Raw genomic sequence first — 19,806 nt, 5'->3', positions numbered from 1 at the left:
GTCTTACCTCACAAGCACCCACACGAATTGCTTGATTCAGTTGTTAAAGAGCGTTTCGATCAAGTCTTTCGTCTCAACCGAGGCCGCGCATTCTACAGCAGCCTTGTGTCTCGTCAAGCTGTTTTTGAAGAAGTTTTTCTTTCTTCTCAACCGCTTGCGCTTCCGATCAACCTAGCGTCTCTCGTCAGCGGGAGGCGAATCATACAGCGTCTAAAACCGCTGTCAACCACCTCTTTCAACCGCTTCCAATCAACCTGACCAGAGCCACCAACAGCGCAAAACCACCACCCTGTTAGCCCGGCGCATTCTACTCGAATCCGCCTCCCGTGCAAGCCTTTTATTTCGCTAACTTCTTGATTTACAAGAGGTTTCGCCAAAAGCCTGCGCCGGAGAAGGTGCGCATTATAGGTGCTCAGAATCGTACGTCAACGGTTGTTTGCAGTTTTGTTTCAATCAACAGATCGCACTCGCTTCGCCCTGCCGCGGCCAGCGAGCTTTCTTTCTACCGATGGCAACCGTGCCAGCAGCAGGGCAGCAGCAACCGTGGCGTAAAGCGCCCAGCGTCCAGCGTCGGCTCGCACGACCCATAGCATGTGCAGCAGCACGATGAAAACAATCGGATAAACGATCCGATGCAATTTCTTCCAGCGCTTGCCCAACTTGCGCATGCTCCCACGGTTGGACGTAGCGGCGAGCACCGACAACCCCAGCAGCGCAATCGCGCCCACGGCGATATAGGGCCGCTCGACGAGCTCAGCCGTGAAGCCGGTGAAGTCGAGCCCCAGGAGAAAATACAGATAGGCCGCGACGTGCAGCACTGCATAGGCGAACGACCACAGTCCAAGCTGGCGACGGAATGCGATCCATCCGGACCAGGCTGTGAGTCGCTGCAACGGCGTCATTGCGAGCGAGCACAGCAGCATCACCAGAGCGCCTTGTCCCAGATTATCCACCAGCACCTTGCCAGGGTCGGGCCCCAGTGCCGCGATAGCGCCCAGGTACAGCCAGTAGCAGGGCACGCTTGTCGCGGCCAGGAACAACAACAGCCGCCACCATGGGTAGCGCATCAATAGTCCTTGCTCAGATCCATTCCGGCGTACAGGCTCGAAACCTCATCGGCGTACCCATTGAATGGCAGCGTCGCTCTGACGTTGGGGCTGAACAGGCTACCCGGCAGTCGTCGCTCCCTCGCCTGGGACCACCGAGGATGGGAGACGTCGGGATTCACGTTGGCATAGAAGCCGTATTCCTGAGGCGCCATTGTCTGCCAGGTGGTTGCCGGCTGCTCCCGAACGAAGCTGATGCGCACAATGGACTTGATGCTCTTGAAACCATACTTCCATGGAACAACCAGGCGAAGGGGCGCGCCATTCTGGCTTGGCAGCACGCGACCATACATGCCGACCACCATCAAACTCAGCGGATGCATCGCCTCATCCATCCTCAATCCCTCGACGTAGGGCCAGTCGATCAGCGAAAAGCCGGCTCGCATTCCTGGCATCTGCTCGGGCCTGGCCAGGGTCTCGAAACGCACGAACTTCGCATTGGAGGTCGGTTCGAGGCGGCGAATCAGTTCAGCCAGGGGAAAGCCCAACCATGGGATGACCATCGACCACGCCTCGACGCAACGCAAGCGATAGATACGCTCCTCGAGCCGGGACGACGTAAACAGATCCTCGACGGAGTAGCGCCCAGGATTCGCCACTTCGCCCTCCACCATGACGGTCCAGGGTTCGGTTACGAGCGTGGGGGCGTGGGCTGCGGGGTCGCCCTTGTCCGGGCCGAACTCATAGAAGTTGTTGTAGTGCGTCGCATCGCGATAGGGCGTGATGGCTTCACCTTCCGCGACGGTGGCCGCCCAGCGTGCCTCATCGAGCTTGGCGTCGAACCAAGCAGGCGCACCGACCGCGTCCACACCTTCGTACCGCCCCTCCTGCGCGCGAGCCATCAGCGGAAAGCCTGCGCAGGCGGCCGATAACACAGCCCCCCGCAGTATCTGCCGACGCTTCAGATAAAGCGCTTCGGGGGTTACCTCTGATTCACGGCAATCGCTGCGACGAGGAATTCTGATAAGCATGATGTGCTCCACTGCCTGAGGCCTGGATCACTCAATAGACAGCGGATCAATGGAGAAATCAACTCTCGACGCGCTTACGACGACGCATAAGGAACTGCACAGGCCCTGAAACGGCATAGGCCAGGAAAATCAGCAGCAGAATGCGCGGCGGATCACTGAACACAACGGCAAAGATCAAAACCACCACGAGTATTGCGACAAAAGGGACCCGGCCTTTGAGATCCAAATCCTTGAAGCTGTAGTACTTGATGTTACTGACCATCAACAAGCCAGCTGCTGCGACTAATAGTGCAAACAGCATCACCACTGCGATTGGTAAATCCACGCCTCTAATGCCAGGTTCGTCCAGCGCCCAGACTGCCCATACCGACCCTGCAACCACGCCGGCAGCGGCCGGGCTAGCCAGCCCGATAAACCAACGCTTGTCGACTTTTCCGATCTGGGTATTGAACCGTGCAAGGCGCAGCGCGGCACACGCAACGTAGATGAACGCAACGGTTAGCCCTACATTCCCCAACCCCGAAAGGGCCCATTCGTAGGCCAGCACAGCGGGTGCAAGACCAAAGGCCACCATGTCGGACAACGAATCATATTCGGCTCCGAATGCGCTCTGCGTATTGGTCAAGCGCGCCACGCGACCGTCCAAACTGTCCAACACCATCGCTACGAACACCGTTGCGGCAGCGACATAAAAGTTGCCGTTGATCGCTGTGATGATGCAGAAGAAGCCGGCGAAAAGATTGGCGGTGGTGAAAAGGTTTGGGAGCAAATAGATGCCACGATGACGAACCTTGCGTCCTTCGGAATCCTGAATCTCTTCGACGTGCTCATCGATTGGCAACAAGCTCTCCGGCTCGACTGGCTTGTTCGGCTCTTCGGGATGCTCACTCATGCAAATTTACCTTACAGCAGGTGTGAATAATTTCGACAGACCCTGACATCACGGGTTCAGCCGGACAGCAGCATCGGTTTATATCAGATGCAACCAGGCATAACGAAAGAACGCGGCCTAGGCCGCGTTCTTTCCAAGCAGAACCGCTATCAGTTCTTGCTCTTGTCGACGATCTTGTTGGCAGCGATCCACGGCATCATGGAGCGCAGCTTCTCACCGACCACCTCAATGCCATGAGCGGCATTGTTGCGGCGATAGGCAGTCATCGACGGATAGTTGGCAGCACCTTCGGTGATGAACATCTTGGCGTACTCACCGTCCTGAATGCGCTTGAGCGCGTTGCGCATTGCGGCGCGGGACTCGGCGTTGATGACCTCAGGGCCCGTAACGTATTCGCCATACTCGGCGTTGTTGGAGATCGAATAGTTCATGTTGGCGATACCGCCTTCGAACATCAGGTCAACGATCAATTTCAGCTCGTGCAAGCATTCGAAATAGGCCATCTCCGGCGCATAGCCGGCTTCGACCAGTGTTTCAAAACCGGCTTTGACCAGTTCGACGCAACCACCGCATAGAACGGCCTGCTCGCCGAACAGGTCGGTTTCGGTCTCGTCCTTGAAGGTGGTTTCGATAATGCCGGTACGGCCACCGCCAACGCCAGATGCGTAGGACAGCGCGACATTCTTAGCGTTACCGGATGCGTCCTGGTAAATGGCGATCAGGTCGGGGATGCCACCGCCCTTGACGAACTCGGAGCGCACCGTATGACCTGGAGCCTTCGGCGCGATCATGATCACGTCAAGATCGGCACGCGGTACAACCTGGTTGTAATGGATCGAGAAGCCATGAGCGAAGGCCAGAGTGGCGCCTTTCTTCAGGTTCGGCTCGATCTCGTCACGGTACAGACGGCCCTGGAATTCGTCCGGAGTGAGGATCATCACTACATCGGAAGCAGCAACAGCGGCCGCGACGTTATCAACTTTCAGGCCATGGGCCTCAGCCTTGGCAACCGATGGGGAACCTGCACGCAGACCAACGGTGACGTCGACGCCGGAATCCTTCAGGTTGCAGGCATGCGCATGTCCCTGAGAACCGTAGCCGATGATCGCAACCTTCTTGCCCTGAATGATGGAGAGGTCACAATCTTTATCGTAGAAAACTTTCATGGAATTACCCCTGTTACTGGCCGGTCGGGCCATTCAATAAATGTGTTAGATGCTCAGCACTTTGTCGCCACGGGATATCCCGGTAACACCGCTGCGCACAACTTCCAGAATCGATGCGGTACCGACTGCCTGAATGAAGCTGTCCAGCTTGTCCGACGTACCGGCCAGCTGGATGGTGTACACGTTGGCCGTTACGTCGACGATCTGGCCACGGAAGATATCCGTGGTGCGCTTGACCTCAGCGCGCTGAGCGCCGGTGGCCTTCACTTTGATCAACATCAGCTCTCGCTCGATGTGCGCGCTTTCCGACAGATCCACCAGCTTGACTACCTCGATCAGCTTATTGAGGTTCTTGGTGATCTGCTCGATCACCTCCTCATGGCCGGCGGTGGTCAACGTAAGCCGCGACAAGGTGGGATCCTCAGTCGGGGCGACGGTCAGGCTTTCGATGTTGTAGTTACGCTGCGAGAACAGACCAACCACACGGGACAACGCACCCGGTTCGTTTTCCAACAGCAGGGAAATGATGTGTCTCATGATCAGGTCCGCTCCGTCTTGCTGAGCCACATATCGCGCATCGCACCGTCTTTGATCTGCATCGGATAGACGTGCTCGCTGGTATCAACGGCAATATCGAGGAAGACCAGGCGGTCCTTCATGGCGAAAGCCTCTTCCATCTTCGGCTTGAGATCTTTCAGGTCGGTAATGCGCATGCCGACATGCCCATAGGCCTCGACCAGCTTGACGAAGTCCGGCAGTGACTCCATGTAGGAGTGCGAATAGCGGCTGTCGTACATCATGTCCTGCCATTGGCGGACCATGCCCAGCGCACCATTGTTGAGGTTGATGATCTTCACCGGCAGGTCGTACTGCAGGCAGGTCGACAGCTCCTGAATGTTCATCTGGATGCTGCCTTCACCAGTTACGCAGGCAACGTCAGATTCAGGAAAGCTGAGCTTGGCGCCCATGGCACCGGGGAAACCGAAACCCATCGTGCCGAGACCGCCTGAGTTGAGCCAGCGGTTGGGCTTGTCGAATCGGTAATATTGCGCAGCGAACATCTGATGCTGGCCGACATCGGACGCGACATACGCCTCGCCCCGGGTCACTTCGCACAGCATTTCGATAACCGCTTGCGGCTTGATAATGGTGCCGTCGCCCTTGTCATACGGGAACAGGCCGCGACTGCCACGCCACTCCTCGATCTGCTTCCACCAGCTGGCAACGGTATCGGCGTTTGGCGTCTGGCCGATCTCCTTGACGATGGCGACCATTTCGGTAAGCACGCTATCTACCGGCCCGACAATAGGGATGTCGGCCTTGATGGTCTTGGAGATGGAAGCCGGATCGATATCGATATGGATGATCTTGGCATTCGGGCAGAACTTGGTTGCGCCATTGATCACGCGATCATCGAAGCGCGCGCCAACAGCGAGAATCACATCGGAGTGATGCATCGCCAGGTTCGCGGTGTAGCTACCATGCATACCGAGCATGCCAACGAACTGACGATCGCTACCTGGGTAGCAGCCGAGTCCCATCAGGGTATTGGTCACTGGCAGGTTGAGCATCTTCGCCAGCTCGGTCAGCTGTGATGATGCACCGCCCATAATCACGCCACCGCCGGCGTAGATGATCGGTCGCTTGGCCCCCAGCAGGAGCTCCGCCGCTTTGCGGATCTGTCCCGAATGGCCGCGTACCGCCGGGCTGTAGGAGCGCAGCTTGGCCTTTTTCGGATAGACGTACTCAAACTTCTCAGCCGGGTTGGTCATGTCCTTGGGAATATCAACTACGACCGGGCCGGGCCGACCGGACTGAGCCAGGTAGAACGCTTTCTTCATCACCTCGGGAATTTCCGAAGGATGTTTGATCATGAAGCTGTGTTTAACGATCGGCCGGGAAATACCGATCATGTCGGTTTCCTGGAAAGCGTCGGTGCCAACCATATTGCTGGCGACCTGACCGGAGATCACCACCATTGGAATCGAATCCATATAGGCGGTGGCGATGCCGGTGATGGCATTGGTTGCGCCTGGCCCCGACGTGACCAGGACTACGCCCGCCTTGCCAGTAGCGCGAGCGTAACCGTCGGCCATATGAGTTGCAGCTTGTTCGTGACGAACGAGGATGTGCGTGACTTCCTTTTCCTTGAACAGCGCATCGTAGATGTGCAGCAAGGCGCCGCCCGGATAACCGTAGATGTACTTAACGCCTTCGTCGCGCAAGAAGCGGACGACCATTTCAGCGCCGGATAAAAGTTCCACGTTGTTCACCTCTAAAACGCCAGATAGCCGCCCCGCGTCGGACCGGCCAGAAATAGGTTTACTACCAGACAGCGCGTGAGCGACGGTGGTCGCCGACTACGTCAGCAGCTGACTAGCGAGTATTAGGAAAGCCCCAAAGTGTTGCGGGGCGCTCCTCCCAGCGCGAGGTAACGCGTTGCGGATGTTACAGGTCGGCGCGGGTGTGCACCTTCATGATTGACTGAAAGGCCTGTTTCATCGGCCGATCAGAACAGCAAGCATGGAATTGTTCGGATTAGACTCCAGCAAGTCAAGTCCACTGTTGACCTTCTGCCTGTTTCAGCTGTGATCCAGCGCAGAATGGAGGCACTCGGCTTTTGCGTATAGTACCGACCTGGTTTTGCATCCACAGAAGGAATTAGCATGCGTTTGACGATTCTCGCGGGCGGCCTCCTGCTTGCCTTGAGCAGCAGTGTCATGGCCGGCCAGGTTTACAAGTGGGTGGATGCACAAGGGGTTACCCACTTCGGCGCGCAGCCCCCGCAGGGCCAATCCGCCGAAGCGTTAAATACCGCAACGCCGCCGCCAAAGCCCGCCACAGCGGCGCCAACCGCCCCCGAATCCTCTGGAGAATCGGAACAGCGCGAGATCGATCGCCAGGTGAAAAAAGAGGTGGCCGAGCAGAAGGTCGAGCGCCAGCGATACTGCACCACATTGCGAACCAATTTGGCACAACTGCAGAACAATCCGCGAGTACGTGTGGAAGAAGAAGGCGAAATGCGTCGACTGAATGAAGAAGAGCGTCAGACGCGCATCAGCGAAACCCAACAGAAAATCGCCGAGACATGCGACTAACCTTAAGCAAGTGCATGGCTCCTAGCCGCGACTGATCAGAACATCGAACGCTTTCAGCGCCCGCAACAAGCCGGCCATTTGCTGCGGCTGGCCTTGGTAAACCATCTCCGCCATGGCCAGTATCCCGGAAGCGTTCGGTAGTGCCTCACGCTGCTCCAGGATGATTTTCATACGAGGCAGAAAGATCCACTGCAGCCATTGCTCGAACGAAAGTGTATCGACGCAGAATGGCTCCTGACTGGCGAGAGCAGCGGAGTCCGGCGGCGAGGAGGCCCAGAGATCGCGAACACGCAGCTCTTTTTCGATCAGCAGCAGCTGCTTGGCCAGCTCGGCAACACGATCATCCATCACATCGCCACCTTAGCTCGCTCCCGGGCCTGGGCGGCGCCCGCAGCGTTACCCTGACGCTCACGCGCCTGAGCGATCAGCTCCCACAGACTTGCCTGCAGCGCTGGACGACCGCTGGCATAACTCAAGCCCCGCCGGGAAAGCTGCTCAGCCTGCACCGCATCCCCTTGAGCCAGGCGCACCTGGGCTAGGCGATACAAGACCTGGGGTTCCCTGGGTGCGATCCGCTGAGCGCGCTCAAGGCTGGAAGCCGCACCGTTCAGGTCGCCTCCGCCCTGCTGCTGCTGAGCAGTGGTAAGCAGCGCCAGTACCGGTCCATCAAGTCGCTCATCGGCCGATAGCGTCCCGCTGCTGGAGGGAATGCCGGTTGGCGCAGATTGGCTCGGCGCCGGGGCTGGTGCAGGTTGCGGCGCGCGCCACTGCTCTGACGCGGTCGGTACCGGATCCGAAGATCCCGAGAACGCGCCATCTGGCGCTGGAAAGGTCTGCAGCGGCTCGGAACTCTGCTGAGGCACCATGACCATGACGCCGGCATCTTCCGACGCTGATCGCGCCGTTGAAGCAGACGGGCCGGTGGAGCGTGAGGACTGTCGGGCCGAAATTTCCTCAGACACAGGCGCTCCAGAATCGACGACGGGTATCGCCCCTCGCTCAACCGTTGCGCAGCCCTGCAGCAGCACAGCAGCTGCTACGACCATTACCCATTGCTTGTTCAATATTCGAACCTCTTGAAACTCCAATCAGCTGGCGACCTCTTCAAGGTAACCAGCCACGAACCCAATCCATGACCGATTCGGCCGGCGCCCGGATGCCACAGCCAGGGCCCGGCACAGGTTCGCTGCCGCGAATGTACGGGATCTGCACGGCGTCAGGGCAATTCTCCGACGTCCCGCCACCTGTCTGTGCATCTACCCACGCCAGCTCTACATTCTCCGGCAGGGAGGGTTGTAGCGGCAGCGGATCGGCCCGGCGCATAAAGTCTGCCCATACTTGCAGCGCACCAGTGGCACCGGTCAGCGATGTCTTGCCGTTGTCATCACGCCCCAGCCAAACCACCGCCAGCAGGTCCTGACTGAACCCTGCGAACCAGCTATCGCGTGAGTCATTAGTCGTGCCGGTCTTGCCCGCCAGCGCCAAAGACTTCGGCACATGATTGTAGGCTGAGCGACCCGTCCCTTCGAGCATGGCGCGCTGCATGGCGTACTGGGTCAGGTAGATAGCGCCGGCATCGAAACGCTGCTCCACTTTGAAGGGGTAGCGACTAAGTGGCTCGCCATCAGCCGCGACAACGCTGCGAATCGCGCGCAGCGGTGTATTGAAGCCACCATTGGCGAGCGTCTGATACATACCCGCAACCTCGATAGGCCGCAGCCCACCTGCGCCCAGCAGCATTGAAGGATAGGCCGGCCATTGTGGCGAGACACCTAACCGCTCCAGGGTTTTCAATACGTGTGGCACCCCAAGTTCGAGGCCCAGCCGCGCCGTGGACAGGTTGTACGAATTGGCCAACGCCTGATAGAGGTAGACGGTACCGTGCGCGGTGCGCCCATAGTTCTGCGGTTTCCATACCTGCCCATCGGCCCCTTTGACCGAGAACGGCTCGTCCTCAAGCAGGCTGGTCAGGGTGTACTGGCTGGGCTTCTCCAGCGCCGCAAGATAAATGGCCGGTTTGATCAACGACCCGATGGGGCGCGAAGCGTCCAACGCCCGATTGAACCCGGCGAACCCAGGCTGGCGACTGCCAAGCATCGCTTGAAGCTCGCCAGTTTCCGGATTGGTGACCAGCATCGCACCCTCTACGCCTTCGGCCGCCTTACCGAGGCGCTTCAGCGTCTCGCTCATGGCTTTCTCGGCCTTGCGCTGCAGGATCGGATCGAAACTGGTGAAGACCCGCAGGCCCTCCTCAGTCAGGTCCTCCTCGCGGTAATCCTCGCGCAGCTGGCGCTTGACCAGATCCAGGAATGCCGGATAGGAGCTATCGGCAAGACTGCCTCGCTGCGTCACCCCAAGCGGTGTCTTCCGAGCCGCTGCAGCCTCCTCGGGACTGAGCACCTGCTGCTCGGCCAAAAGAGCGAGCACCAGGTTGCGACGCTCCAAGGCCCGCTCCGGATGGCGCCGTGGATTGTAGTAGGTCGGCCCCTTCACCATGCCGACCAGCAGTGCGACGTGCTGAACCTTCAGTTCAGCAAGAGGCCGACCGAAGAAATATTGGCTGGCCAGGCCAAACCCGTGAATGGCCCTGCGACCGTCCTGCCCGAGGAATACCTCGTTGAGATAGGCCTCGAGAATTTCATTCTTGTCGTAATGCAGCTCCAACAGCACCGCCATCATCGCTTCGGTAGCCTTACGGCTGAGGCTGCGCTCGTTGGTTAGATAAAAGTTCTTAACCAGCTGCTGGGTCAACGTGCTGCCACCCTGGCGCACTTCACCAGCGGTCAGGTTGACCCAAACAGCTCGTGCAATGGATTTGAGCGACACCCCGAAATGATCGAAAAACTCCCGATCCTCTACTGCAACCAGCGTTTCAATCAGGTAGGGCGGCGCCTGATCCAGCTTGATGAGGATACGGTCCTCGTTATGCGCCGGATAGAGGCCGCCAATGGTGACGGGCTCCAGGCGCGCCACCGGCAGCTCGCCCCCACTGGCGCGTGTCAGACCTGCAACGAAATCACCGGAGAAACGCACCCGAATGCGCTGCGATTCCTCCGTCCCCTCATAGAAGCGGAATCCGCGGGTGTGCATTTCGACAGCGTTGGCAGCGACCGACATGGTACCGGCACCACTGACGGCTTTTTCGCGGCGATACCCCAGCGCGTCGAGCTCGGTCAGGAAATCTTCCTTGGCCAGCTTCTGCCCAACGAACAACTCCAAGGGGCGTGCGTAGACCGTTGCGGGGATCGTCCAGCGCTTGCCGGAGAACTTCTCCTGCACCACGGCATCGAGATAAACGGCTACGCCGGCAAATATTACCAGGCCCACTATGGATAGCTTGATCATCCAGCCCAGCCAGGGGCGTGAACCACCAGAACGGCGCTTGGAACGAGAACGAGGGGAGCGTGCTTTAGTCATGGCGGCGGATTATACGCACTTTGATTTGCTCAGAAGACGGCCTCTTGGCGGTTTGCAGGCCTAGCCGGGGCGGACATAATGGGCCGCTTTCCGACTGTGTGACCCGCGTCCCGATTGGCTCGCACATCCCATCCGACAATCTACAAGGAATGACCGTGAGCCAAGCATTGATCACCGCATTGCAAGACCCGGCCCTCTACCCCCATCCGGTCGACGGCTTCAGGGTCATCGAAACCCATATCTCCTGGGTCATCCTCACCGGCACCTACGCCTACAAGATGAAGAAACCGGTGGATTTCGGCTTTCTCAACTTTACCGACCTGGCGGATCGCAAGCATTTCTGTGAGGAAGAGCTGCGCCTGAACCAACGCATGGCACCAGACCTGTATCTGCGCGTTCTGCCTGTAACCGGCAGCATCGAGGCCCCGGTGATCGGCGGCGAAGGTCAACCGATCGAATACTTGTTGCAGATGCGCGAGTTTCCACAAACTCAATTGATGGCAGAAGTGCAAACGCGCGGCGAACTGACCGACGCACATATCGATGCCCTGGCCGAACAGATCGCCCAGTTTCACCTCAGCATCCCCCAGGTGCCAGCCGAGCATCCGCTGAACAATGCCGAAGCGATCGTTGCGCCGATGCGGCAGAACTTCGAGCAAATCCGCCCCTTGCTGACCGAGCAATCCGACCTGCAACAGCTCGATGCGCTGCATGACTGGACCGAAACCAGCATCGCCCGTTTGCAGTCTCTGCTAGAGCAGCGCACCCAGCAGGGCTTCATCCGTGAATGCCACGGTGACCTGCATCTGGGCAATGCCACGATCATCGAAAACAAAGTTGTGCTGTTCGACTGCATAGAATTCAACGAGCCCTTCCGACTGATCGATATCGCCTCCGACGCCGCCTTCTTGGCAATGGACCTGGAAGATCGCGGTTTAAAGTGCCAGGCACGCCGCTTCATCAACAGCTGGCTGGAACGTACTGGAGACTACGCAGCCCTCGAATTGCTCAACCTGTACAAAGCCTATCGGGCCCTGGTTCGCGCCAAGGTCAGCCTATTTCGACTCCATCAGGAACAGGACGCCGTGCAGCGCCGGGTAATCCTGCGCCAGTACCGCAGCTACGCCAATCTGGCTGAAAGCTACAGCGCCATTCCATCCCGCTTCCTCGCAATCACCCACGGCGTATCGGCGGTCGGCAAGAGTCAGGTTGCGCTACGCCTGGTCGAGGCCCTCGGCGCAATCAGGCTGCGCTCGGATGTCGAACGCAAGCGACTGTATGGTGCACAGCCAGAAGCCCTTGCCACCGAACTGGACGCTGGCATCTACAACGCAGAAGCCGGCGAGGCGACCTACCAGCGACTGCACGCACTAGCCGAGACGGCACTGAATGCAGGCTTTTCGGTGGTAATCGATGCGACCTATCTCAAGCAGAAGCACCGCCAAAGTGCCTGGCAGGTGGCGGAATCAACTGGCGTGCCGTTCATGATCCTCTCCTGCGAGGCACCGGATGCGGTTATCGAACAGTGGCTGACCCAACGACAGGCCGAAGGTGGCGACCCGTCCGACGCGACCATGACGGTCATCAAGACACAACAGGCGTCACGCGAGCCGCTTACCGACAGCGAACAGTTGCTCAGCCGGCAGATCGATACGCCTGACGTGCAGAGCCTCGACAATCTGGTCAGTGCGATTCGCCAACGGCTACCAGGGCTCTAGCCCTAGAACCCGAGGGCCGAGCCAGGCATGATCGGCAGCAATCAGGCACCGTTCCGAGCAGAACCCGCCGGTGTCTCTATACTTGGATAGGTCTGCCTTCGGAAGTCGACCATGTCACGCAGCGTTCTGCCATTAGTACTGCCGGGCCATCGCCATGAGTGACAGCGTCCGGCTTTTCTCGATTCGCTCCGACGATTACGCCCAGTTCCGCCCGACTTATCCGGCCACTCTGTTCGACTGGCTCGCTGATCAGTGCTCGCAAACTCACCGCGCACTCGACGTTGCCGCCGGCAGCGGTCAGGCGACACTTCCCCTATTGGACCACTTCGACAGCGTGATCGCCTGCGATGCCAGCCCTGACCAGCTGACCGGCCACTCAAACTGGCGATCCGCACAGCGTTTCGCTGCCCAGGCCGAGCGGTTGCCGCTACGCGATGGTCAGGCCAACCTGTTGGTAATTGCACAGGCGCTGCACTGGTTCGCGACTCCGGTGTTTTTTGCCGAAGCAAAGCGGGTGCTCGCACCGGATGGTCTGTTTTGCGCGTGGTGCTACAGCCTGCTTCGTCTCGAGCCGTCGATCGATGCCGTGATCGCTCGCCTGCACGGCAAAACGCTAAGCGGTTACTGGCCACACGGCCGCGCCAGCGTTGATGCGGGTTATCGCGACATCAAAGCCCCGTTCGAAACCATCACGCCTCCAGAATTCACCATCGAGACCCAATGGAACTTCCATCAGATGCTCGGTTATCTGCGCACCTGGTCGGCGGTAAAAAAATGGCTGCAGATCCACGGCAGGGATCCCGTAGCTGAGCTGGAGCCCGAGCTCATGCAGTTATGGGGAGCGCCCGAACGGCAGCGTAGAGTCCGCTGGCCGCTTCATTTCCTTGCCGGCTATCCGGGCCGATAGGAGCAATCATGCACGACGAGTTGCTGACCTTGAGAAACCTCGGCAAGACATCCGCCCAATGGCTGCACGCTTCCGGCATCCACACCGCCGAGGACCTGCGCAGGCTCGGCGCGGTCAGCGCTTACCAAGCGGTTAAATCACGAGGATTCAGCGCGTCACGCGTGCTGCTTTATGCCATCGAAGGCGCCCTTCGGGATATCAACTGGAAGGAGCTGCCTGACACACTCAAGAGCGAGCTGAACCAGCATCTGGACAAGCACGACGCCAGAGACAAGAGCTAGCTCACAACCTCTACGTAAGCCAATTTACTCCCGCCTGCTGCGGCCTTACTGTGAACACGCGCATCGCTCAACCTTTGTGAGCCCGCTTGTCCAAGGATTGCCGTTATGTACTTACTCGGGGAACAACCGGCTTACGCCGATCAACTGATCAACCGCTTGCAGGGGATCCCCGCGCAACTCCTTGAAGGCCTGACACCCTTCGCACCACCTATCGAAATCAAAGGCTCCGACGATTTGGCGGGGGAGCTACCCGAGCAGCAACTGTTCATCATCGAAAGCGGGTTGCTGCACGCGCTCGTGGATGACAGGCCGCTGTTCTACGTGCAGGAAGGAGATATTCTAGGCCTCCGCCAAGGGATCGAAACGCCGTCCTGCCGCTATCGCAGCGACGAATCGATTCGCCTGATCCCCTACTCGCGTAGCGCGGTATTTCAGCATATACATGCTGATCCACATCGGCAGGAGCTCTTTACTCAGTACCTCATTGGCCAGACAGCACTTCTCTGCGATGCACTGGCGCGGCTGAAGCAACCCGAGATCCACCCCACGACCGGCTTTCAACATTTTGCCGCAGGCGAGGAACTGATTCGCCAGGGTGACGATGCTGACAATGTATTTATCATCATCGACGGGCACGCCGAGGCGATTGTTGACGGGCAGAAAGTCGGTGACGTGCAGCGCGATGAAATCTTCGGCGCAATGGCCGTATTCACCCAGGAAAAACGCAGCGCGACAGTCGTTGCCACCTCCGCCTGCACCGTGATGCTGATCCCCAAGGACCAATTCCTCGGTTTGATGCAGAGCAACCCGAAGATTGCTCACAGCCTGATAGAAAGCATGGCCAGACGCATCGACTTGCTCAATAAGGAAGTCACTCAGCTGCGTTTGCCACTATCTGCGTAGCTCGGTAAGGGTCAGCGACGAGCGGTGAATTAATTTTGAATCGCCTGTTGACCTAATAATGAGAATTGTTATTATTAGCACCACTGGTCGCGAGATCAGCTGGTAAGCTGGAAGGCCAGGCAATCGGACTTTCAGATTATCTCCTCATCAGGCTAATCACGGTTTTGACCCGGCTCTTGCCGGGTCTTTTTTTGCCCTGGATAAACCGTACCTGCGCCACAAACTGCGCTTGCCGGTTATTTGGTCTTGTCGCGGAGTTCCGCACAATGGTCTTGCTGCCGCAGGGCCGGGGTAAACCAGACAAAATCGGTCTGCCCCGCCTGCGGCGACGCTCCCACTTCCGCAAGCAACAGCACCCGGGTAGTGCCGATATCCTCTCGATCCAGATGCAAAGGCACCCCAAGGTCGCGACGCACGTGAAAGGCACCTGCAAGCAACATAGCCGGTATCGGCGCCGCCTCCAGCCGCTCGGCCATCCGACGGTCACGTTGCTGCTGCACGGCCAGCATCGCCGGCAGTTGCGCCTCGGGCAGCAGACCACAATGGGAAACCCGGATCTGCTCCAGTAACGCCCCTTGCACCTGCTCGGCCGCTGTCGCCCCGGTCAACCGCGGTTTGCGCCGGTAGATACCGGTTATTTCGGCGCGATCAAGATTCGCCGATAGCACCGGATAGGGCTGCGCCAATGCATATTCGACTAAAGGTCCGTACAGCTGCCAATCCCATCCTTTTTGCCATCCCAGCGCGGCAGGCAGATCCGCCGGCCAGCGCCCTCCCTGGATCGATTCCTGCGTGCGGGCTACCTTCCCCTGCTGATCTGGATTGAGCATCTCCAATAGCAGGCTGCCCTGCTCACGCCGCTGCGCCAGTGCGTTGAGAAGCCAGCGCTGCAACGCGTGGTGGTCAGGGTTGTCATGGCGCTCGCCAACCAGTACTCGTTCGGCACCGGCCAATTTCTCCACCAGCTGTTGCGGCGTAAGGCTGTTACCGCTGCGCATATCGATGATCTGGCCGAGATTAGCTTGGTCCAGACCTTCGGGGCTCTGCCAGGACGGCAACGGCGGCAATGGCGGCGTCGATTGACAGGCAGTAAGCAAGACCAGGGCAACGGACAACATAAATCGCATCACCGGTTCCTCAACGGGCAATCACGAGCGGGTAGCCACGCTCTGGATGCGGCTGAATCAGCACGTCGAGGCCGAACACGGCTTTCAAAGGCTCGGCACGCAGCACCTCTTCAGGCGTACCGCTCAGCCGAGTGCAGCCATCCGCCAAGAGCAACAGGCGGTCGCAATAGCGTGCAGCAAGGTTTAGATCATGCAAGATCACCAGCACCGCGCCGCCCTGCTCGGCAAAGTGCCGGACCGCGCGCAAGATACTGTGCTGATGCAAGGGATCGAGCATGGCAGTTGGCTCGTCGAGCAAAAGCACCTGCCCCGCGCTACCCGGCCACAGCTGCGCAAGCACGCGAGCCAGGTGCACGCGCTGTTGCTCGCCACCGGATAACGTCAGATAGCTGCGGTGAGCCAGATGCTGTGCGTCCGAGGCGTGCAGCGCAGCGGCGACGATTTCCTTGTCGCGCTCGCGACCGCTGGCATGGGGCAATCGACCAAGGCTGACCACTTCATCGACCCGGAAGCCGAAGCTCAAAGTCGAACTCTGCGGCAGCACCGCCAGGCAACGTGCGCGCTCAGGTCCATTCCAGCCGTGCAGCGATTTTCCCTGTAGCAATACCTCGCCGGCACTGACCGCCAGTTCGCCACTCAACGCCCCGAGCAACGTGCTCTTGCCTGCACCGTTGGGCCCTAACACACCGAGAACTTCGCCGGGCACCAATTCGAGATCGATATCAGCCAGCACCGTTGAAGCACCACGGCGTACCGAGATCCCGTAAGCACCGAGGGTCACGGGCGCCCTCGCAGTAATAGATAAAGAAAGAAAGGGCCGCCTAGCAGAGCGGTAACGATACCGATCGGCAATTCCGCAGGCGCCAGCGTCAGCCGCGCCAACAGGTCAGCCAGCAGCAACAGGCTCCCGCCGGCCAGCGCCGAGGCCGGCAACAGCAACCGGTGGTCGGGGCCGATCATCAGCCGCACCAAGTGCGGAACCACCAAGCCCACGAATCCGATCATGCCGGCCGCCGCTACTGCGGTACCCACACCCAGCGCGGTACAGAACACCAGCTCACGCTTGAGTCGTTCAACATCGAATCCCAGGTGACGTGCTTCGGATTCACCCAGCAGCAGTGCATTCAGCGCCTGGGAGCGGCGCGGCAACCAGATCGCCACCCCCAACGTCACGAGCAGCAACGGCCATAGCCGCGCATAGTTCGCGCCATTGAGGCTGCCGAGGTTCCAGAACGTCAGCGTGCGTAGCGTGGTGTCATCGGCAAGATAGGTGAAGAGCCCGATCAAGGCGCCCACCAGAGCGGTCAGCGCAATACCGGCGAGCAGCATCGTGGCTACATGGGTACGACCATCGCGACGCCCGAGGCGATACACCAGCACGGTGACGCCGAGACCGCCCACGAATGCGCTCAACGACAACAGATATGGCTCCAGCAGTGGCGGGATACCGCCCATGAGCTCGCCGCCGACGATGACCAAAGCGGCGCCCAATGCGGCACCGCTGGAAACACCGATCAGCCCCGGGTCAGCTAGCGGATTGCGAAACAACCCCTGCATGGCGACGCCAGAGAGCGCCAGCACAGCGCCTACGGCCAACCCGAGCAAGGCGCGCGGCAGCCTTATCTGCCCCAGGATGAGCTCCGCCGACCCGAGACTCTGGCCCTGCAACGGAACGCCAAGCAGGCGAAACATGGCGCCCAGCGTTTCGCCAAACGATAGACTGACCGGCCCCAGCGCCAGCGACAACCAGAATGCAATCAGCCACAACAGACCCAGCGAAAGAAACAGGGGGCGCACAGACAGCACAGGGCTCATCAGGGATATCGCCAGTGAGAGTTCGACGCGAAGGATAAAAGCCAGCCAACGGGGCCGCCAGCATTAATCGGCTGAGCTCTACATCTATCCAGACATCAGGCGCTAATCGTCGCAATAAAAGGAGGGGAAATGTTTCGATTGTGTGCGGCGAGCGATATCGCTGAAGGCCAAAGCAAGGGCCTGGAAATACAAGGCCAGCGGCTCCTCGCAATACGCAAGAACGGTACCCTGCACGTCTACGAGAACCGCTGCCCGCACCGGAAAATACCATTGGAATGGCTGCCGGATCAGTTTCTCGACAGCAGCGGCAGTTTGATCCAGTGCGCAACTCACGGGGCATTGTTTCTGATCGACACGGGTGAATGCGTGGCGGGGCCCTGTGCTGGCCAAGCCCTTCGAGCACGCTCTGCCATCGAACGCGACGGCATAATCTGGTTGCAAAACGAGCAATAGTGCGACGTTGCGCCCGGGCGATGATGCGCCACGTTGGGTATCATGGCGCGATTGCACCCTGTGAGATGACCATGCGCCGTTTGCTGAGCCTGCTGATCCTGCTGTTCGCCCTTCCCGCCGCTGCCGGTCTGTTCGATAGCCGCCCGAGCGCTACCCTGGGCGGGCTGAATAACAGTGCGGACTTCCTTCCGGTGCGCGAGGCCTTCCGCCTGAGCCTGATGGAGGCGGCGCCTGAGAGGATCAAGCTGCGCTTCATCGCAGCGGAAGGCTATTACCTGTACCGTCATCGCTTCCAGTTCAAGGCCAGCGATGCCGGGGTGGTCGTCGGGGAGCCGAAGTTACCGGCAGGCGAGCAGAAGACCGACGATTATTTTGGCGAGGTCGAGGTCTACTACGGTGTGCTCGACGTCGAGCTACCGATACAGAACCCTGACGATAGACCGTTCACGCTGCAGGTCACCTATCAGGGCTGCGCCGATAAAGGTCTTTGCTACCCACCGGAAACCGAAACCTTCGACATAGGAGCCACATCGGCGCCCACCGCGTCTGCATCCAGCACGGTTAACAGCACGACCGATGACAGCACTGCCCTGTCTTGGCGCTCAGTGGCGCTGTTTTTCCTTGCCGGGCTGGGCCTGACTTTCACGCCTTGCGTATTGCCTATGCTGCCGATCCTCTCTGGCGTGGTGCTGCGTGGCCAGACCGGCGGGGTGCGCAGCTTCCTGCTATCGGTCGCTTACGTGCTGCCGATGGCAGGTGGCTTCGCCCTGCTGGGCGCGTTGATGGGCGTATTCGGCGCCGAATTGAATCTGCAGGCACGTCTTCAGTCGCCTTGGATACTGGTGCCCTTCGCGCTGTTCTTCGTCGCCTTTGCCTTGGCCATGTTTGGCCTGTTCGACTTGCGCCTGCCTCAGTCACTGAGCCGTCGCCTCGACGCCCTTGCCGGCAATGTCAAAGGCGGCTCATTCATGGGTGCTGCGCTACTTGGGGCGGTGTCCAGCCTATTGGTTTCGCCGTGTGTCACCGCCCCTCTCGCCGGTGCACTGCTTTATATCAGCGCCAGCGGCGATGCTTTAGGCGGTGGCCTGAAGCTATTTGCCCTCGGCCTCGGCATGGGCGTGCCATTGATCCTGTTCGCCACCGGCGGCGGTGCATTGTTGCCCAAGAGCGGGCCCTGGATGGTCACTGTCCGCAACACTTTTGGCGTACTGCTGTTAGCGGTTGCGGTGTGGATGCTCGAGCGGGTGCTGCCAAGCTCCCTGGCGCTGGCGCTGTGGGGTCTGCTGGCAGCCGGTACAGCGCTGTTTCTCGGCACGCTTGAACTTACGCCTAAAACGGCACGGCAAAAACTCGCGCAGCTGCTAGGCCTAGTCCTACTGGTTTACGCATTGGCAGCATGGATCGGCGCACTGCAAGGAGGTTCCGATCCGCTGCGGCCATTGCCGAGCCAGGCGTCGAATATCGGCGGGAGCTTCAGCAGCAACGCCGAAGGCTGGCACACCGTCTCTACGCCTGCCGAGCTCGATGCTCAGCTCGATGCGGCTCGCGCAGCCGGGCAACCCCTGATACTCGACTGGTACGCCGACTGGTGCATCAGCTGCAAGGTGATCGAACGCGAAGTATTCGCCGACCCGCAGATTGCACCGCGCCTGGCCGCCTATCGCCTGATTCGCTTCGATATCACCGACAGCAATTCGGAGCAGCGCGCCTTGCTCGATCGTTACAAGCTCTTCGGGCCGCCGGCGGTTCTGTTCTTCGGCCCCACGGGACGGGAACTGGCAAAGGCACGCGTCGTTGGTGAGATTGATGCCCGCCAGTTCGCAAAACGGCTGAATACCGCCGAGGCATCCCGCTAACGGGAGCTCCTGCAGCAATCTCCAGTCATAATGCCGGCATTTACGCCGATCGAGACATGACTGGACAGTCAGCCCTCCCTTCGTGCATAGTTTTTC

20 protein-coding genes are annotated in these 19,806 nt (G+C 59.4%); 8 read left to right on the top strand and 12 right to left on the bottom strand.

Features of this window, described 5'->3' with window-relative positions; genetic code table 11:
- Positions 1–258 (top strand): hypothetical protein (locus DQ405_RS27180; protein ID WP_206678911.1); only part of this gene is annotated, 258 nt, incomplete at its 5' end.
- 191 nt (positions 259–449) lie between these two features.
- Here the strand turns inward: DQ405_RS27180 and msrQ are convergent.
- From msrQ to DQ405_RS17190, 6 genes are all read right to left on the bottom strand, one after another.
- Positions 450–1,067: a protein-methionine-sulfoxide reductase heme-binding subunit MsrQ gene (gene msrQ / locus DQ405_RS17215; RefSeq protein WP_168425286.1), complete on the bottom strand. Its 618-nt coding sequence runs from the start codon at positions 1,065–1,067 to the stop codon at positions 450–452.
- Positions 1,067–2,077 carry a protein-methionine-sulfoxide reductase catalytic subunit MsrP gene (gene msrP / locus DQ405_RS17210; RefSeq protein ID WP_168425284.1) on the bottom strand — a complete coding sequence of 337 codons (1,011 nt, stop codon included), beginning with the start codon at positions 2,075–2,077 and terminating at the stop codon, positions 1,067–1,069. Before msrP ends, msrQ begins: the two co-directional genes overlap by 1 nt.
- 58 nt (positions 2,078–2,135) lie before the next feature.
- Positions 2,136–2,969, bottom strand: a complete 834-nt coding sequence (gene pssA, locus DQ405_RS17205; protein WP_168425282.1) for a CDP-diacylglycerol--serine O-phosphatidyltransferase — start codon at positions 2,967–2,969, stop codon at positions 2,136–2,138.
- Positions 2,970–3,118: 149 nt separating this feature from the next.
- On the bottom strand, positions 3,119–4,135 hold the full coding sequence (ilvC, locus tag DQ405_RS17200) for a ketol-acid reductoisomerase (RefSeq protein WP_168425280.1): 1,017 nt from the start codon (positions 4,133–4,135) through the stop codon (positions 3,119–3,121).
- 45 nt (positions 4,136–4,180) lie between these two features.
- Positions 4,181–4,672 carry an acetolactate synthase small subunit gene (ilvN, locus tag DQ405_RS17195; protein WP_168425278.1) on the bottom strand — a complete coding sequence of 164 codons (492 nt, stop codon included), beginning with the start codon at positions 4,670–4,672 and terminating at the stop codon, positions 4,181–4,183.
- Positions 4,673–4,674: 2 nt separating this feature from the next.
- Positions 4,675–6,399, bottom strand: a complete 1,725-nt coding sequence (locus DQ405_RS17190; protein ID WP_168425271.1) for an acetolactate synthase 3 large subunit — start codon at positions 6,397–6,399, stop codon at positions 4,675–4,677.
- A gap of 402 nt (positions 6,400–6,801) precedes the next feature.
- Here DQ405_RS17190 and DQ405_RS17185 point away from each other — a divergent pair, with 402 nt between their 5' ends.
- Positions 6,802–7,233 carry a DUF4124 domain-containing protein gene (locus tag DQ405_RS17185; protein WP_168425270.1) on the top strand — a complete coding sequence of 144 codons (432 nt, stop codon included), beginning with the start codon at positions 6,802–6,804 and terminating at the stop codon, positions 7,231–7,233.
- A 21-nt stretch (positions 7,234–7,254) separates the two neighbouring features.
- Here the strand turns inward: DQ405_RS17185 and DQ405_RS17180 are convergent, their stop codons facing one another.
- From DQ405_RS17180 to mrcB, 3 genes are read right to left on the bottom strand one after another with little or no spacing between them, the layout of a single operon-like run.
- Complete coding sequence (locus tag DQ405_RS17180; protein WP_168425269.1) at positions 7,255–7,581, bottom strand: YqcC family protein; 327 nt, start codon at positions 7,579–7,581, stop codon at positions 7,255–7,257.
- Complete coding sequence (locus tag DQ405_RS17175; RefSeq protein WP_168425299.1) at positions 7,581–8,279, bottom strand: tetratricopeptide repeat protein; 699 nt, start codon at positions 8,277–8,279, stop codon at positions 7,581–7,583. Before DQ405_RS17175 ends, DQ405_RS17180 begins: the two co-directional genes overlap by 1 nt.
- A gap of 58 nt (positions 8,280–8,337) precedes the next feature.
- The gene (gene mrcB, locus DQ405_RS17170) at positions 8,338–10,650 is read right to left on the bottom strand and encodes a penicillin-binding protein 1B (RefSeq protein ID WP_168425268.1); all 2,313 of its coding nucleotides are present in this window, start codon (positions 10,648–10,650) and stop codon (positions 8,338–8,340) included.
- A 155-nt stretch (positions 10,651–10,805) separates the two neighbouring features.
- Between mrcB and DQ405_RS17165 the strand changes: the two genes are divergently transcribed.
- From DQ405_RS17165 to DQ405_RS17150, 4 genes are all read left to right on the top strand, one after another.
- Positions 10,806–12,368, top strand: a complete 1,563-nt coding sequence (locus DQ405_RS17165; RefSeq protein WP_168425267.1) for an AAA family ATPase — start codon at positions 10,806–10,808, stop codon at positions 12,366–12,368.
- Between the two features lie 154 nt (positions 12,369–12,522).
- Positions 12,523–13,275, top strand: coding sequence for a class I SAM-dependent methyltransferase (locus DQ405_RS17160; RefSeq protein ID WP_168425266.1), 753 nt, complete (start codon positions 12,523–12,525; stop codon positions 13,273–13,275).
- 8 nt (positions 13,276–13,283) lie between these two features.
- Positions 13,284–13,556, top strand: coding sequence for a TfoX/Sxy family protein (locus DQ405_RS17155; protein WP_168425265.1), 273 nt, complete (start codon positions 13,284–13,286; stop codon positions 13,554–13,556).
- Positions 13,557–13,661: 105 nt separating this feature from the next.
- On the top strand, positions 13,662–14,459 hold the full coding sequence (locus DQ405_RS17150; protein WP_168425264.1) for a cyclic nucleotide-binding domain-containing protein: 798 nt from the start codon (positions 13,662–13,664) through the stop codon (positions 14,457–14,459).
- A gap of 236 nt (positions 14,460–14,695) precedes the next feature.
- Here DQ405_RS17150 and DQ405_RS17145 read toward each other — a convergent pair whose 3' ends face one another.
- Genes DQ405_RS17145 through DQ405_RS17135 form a run of 3 tightly spaced genes read right to left on the bottom strand, consistent with a single transcriptional unit; the run spans position 14,696 to position 17,347 of the window.
- Positions 14,696–15,586: a ChaN family lipoprotein gene (locus tag DQ405_RS17145; protein ID WP_168425263.1), complete on the bottom strand. Its 891-nt coding sequence runs from the start codon at positions 15,584–15,586 to the stop codon at positions 14,696–14,698.
- Positions 15,587–15,596: 10 nt separating this feature from the next.
- Positions 15,597–16,385, bottom strand: a complete 789-nt coding sequence (locus DQ405_RS17140; RefSeq protein WP_446730891.1) for a heme ABC transporter ATP-binding protein — start codon at positions 16,383–16,385, stop codon at positions 15,597–15,599.
- Positions 16,364–17,347: a FecCD family ABC transporter permease gene (locus DQ405_RS17135; protein WP_168425298.1), complete on the bottom strand. Its 984-nt coding sequence runs from the start codon at positions 17,345–17,347 to the stop codon at positions 16,364–16,366. The genes DQ405_RS17140 and DQ405_RS17135 overlap by 22 nt, the downstream gene beginning before the upstream one ends.
- 183 nt (positions 17,348–17,530) lie before the next feature.
- On the opposite strand from DQ405_RS17135, the gene DQ405_RS17130 reads away from it, so the two are divergent.
- Together DQ405_RS17130 and DQ405_RS17125 are read left to right on the top strand one after the other, a co-directional pair.
- On the top strand, positions 17,531–17,854 hold the full coding sequence (locus DQ405_RS17130; RefSeq protein ID WP_168425261.1) for a Rieske (2Fe-2S) protein: 324 nt from the start codon (positions 17,531–17,533) through the stop codon (positions 17,852–17,854).
- 71 nt (positions 17,855–17,925) lie between these two features.
- The gene (locus DQ405_RS17125; protein WP_168425260.1) at positions 17,926–19,710 is read left to right on the top strand and encodes a protein-disulfide reductase DsbD; all 1,785 of its coding nucleotides are present in this window, start codon (positions 17,926–17,928) and stop codon (positions 19,708–19,710) included.
- Positions 19,711–19,806 lie beyond the last annotated feature (96 nt).

This window comes from Pseudomonas sp. SST3 (assembly GCF_003325755.1).
This window is presented reverse-complemented; position numbering and strand designations above follow the sequence as displayed.

Excerpts from the sequence above, each read along its gene's own strand:
- DQ405_RS17155 (WP_168425265.1), top strand. The coding sequence starts at position 13,284 with ATGCACGACGAGTTGCTGACCTTGAGAAACCTCGGCAAGACATCCGCC.
- msrP (WP_168425284.1), bottom strand. The coding sequence starts at position 2,077 with ATGCTTATCAGAATTCCTCGTCGCAGCGATTGCCGTGAATCAGAGGTA.
- DQ405_RS17160 (WP_168425266.1), top strand. The coding sequence starts at position 12,523 with ATGAGTGACAGCGTCCGGCTTTTCTCGATTCGCTCCGACGATTACGCC.
- ilvC (WP_168425280.1), bottom strand. The coding sequence starts at position 4,135 with ATGAAAGTTTTCTACGATAAAGATTGTGACCTCTCCATCATTCAGGGC.
- mrcB (WP_168425268.1), bottom strand. The coding sequence starts at position 10,650 with ATGACTAAAGCACGCTCCCCTCGTTCTCGTTCCAAGCGCCGTTCTGGT.
- DQ405_RS17145 (WP_168425263.1), bottom strand. The coding sequence starts at position 15,586 with ATGCGATTTATGTTGTCCGTTGCCCTGGTCTTGCTTACTGCCTGTCAA.
- DQ405_RS17150 (WP_168425264.1), top strand. The coding sequence starts at position 13,662 with ATGTACTTACTCGGGGAACAACCGGCTTACGCCGATCAACTGATCAAC.
- DQ405_RS17125 (WP_168425260.1), top strand. The coding sequence starts at position 17,926 with ATGCGCCGTTTGCTGAGCCTGCTGATCCTGCTGTTCGCCCTTCCCGCC.
- pssA (WP_168425282.1), bottom strand. The coding sequence starts at position 2,969 with ATGAGTGAGCATCCCGAAGAGCCGAACAAGCCAGTCGAGCCGGAGAGC.
- ilvN (WP_168425278.1), bottom strand. The coding sequence starts at position 4,672 with ATGAGACACATCATTTCCCTGCTGTTGGAAAACGAACCGGGTGCGTTG.
- DQ405_RS17175 (WP_168425299.1), bottom strand. The coding sequence starts at position 8,279 with ATGGTCGTAGCAGCTGCTGTGCTGCTGCAGGGCTGCGCAACGGTTGAG.
- DQ405_RS17130 (WP_168425261.1), top strand. The coding sequence starts at position 17,531 with ATGTTTCGATTGTGTGCGGCGAGCGATATCGCTGAAGGCCAAAGCAAG.
- DQ405_RS17180 (WP_168425269.1), bottom strand. The coding sequence starts at position 7,581 with ATGGATGATCGTGTTGCCGAGCTGGCCAAGCAGCTGCTGCTGATCGAA.
- msrQ (WP_168425286.1), bottom strand. The coding sequence starts at position 1,067 with ATGCGCTACCCATGGTGGCGGCTGTTGTTGTTCCTGGCCGCGACAAGC.
- DQ405_RS17185 (WP_168425270.1), top strand. The coding sequence starts at position 6,802 with ATGCGTTTGACGATTCTCGCGGGCGGCCTCCTGCTTGCCTTGAGCAGC.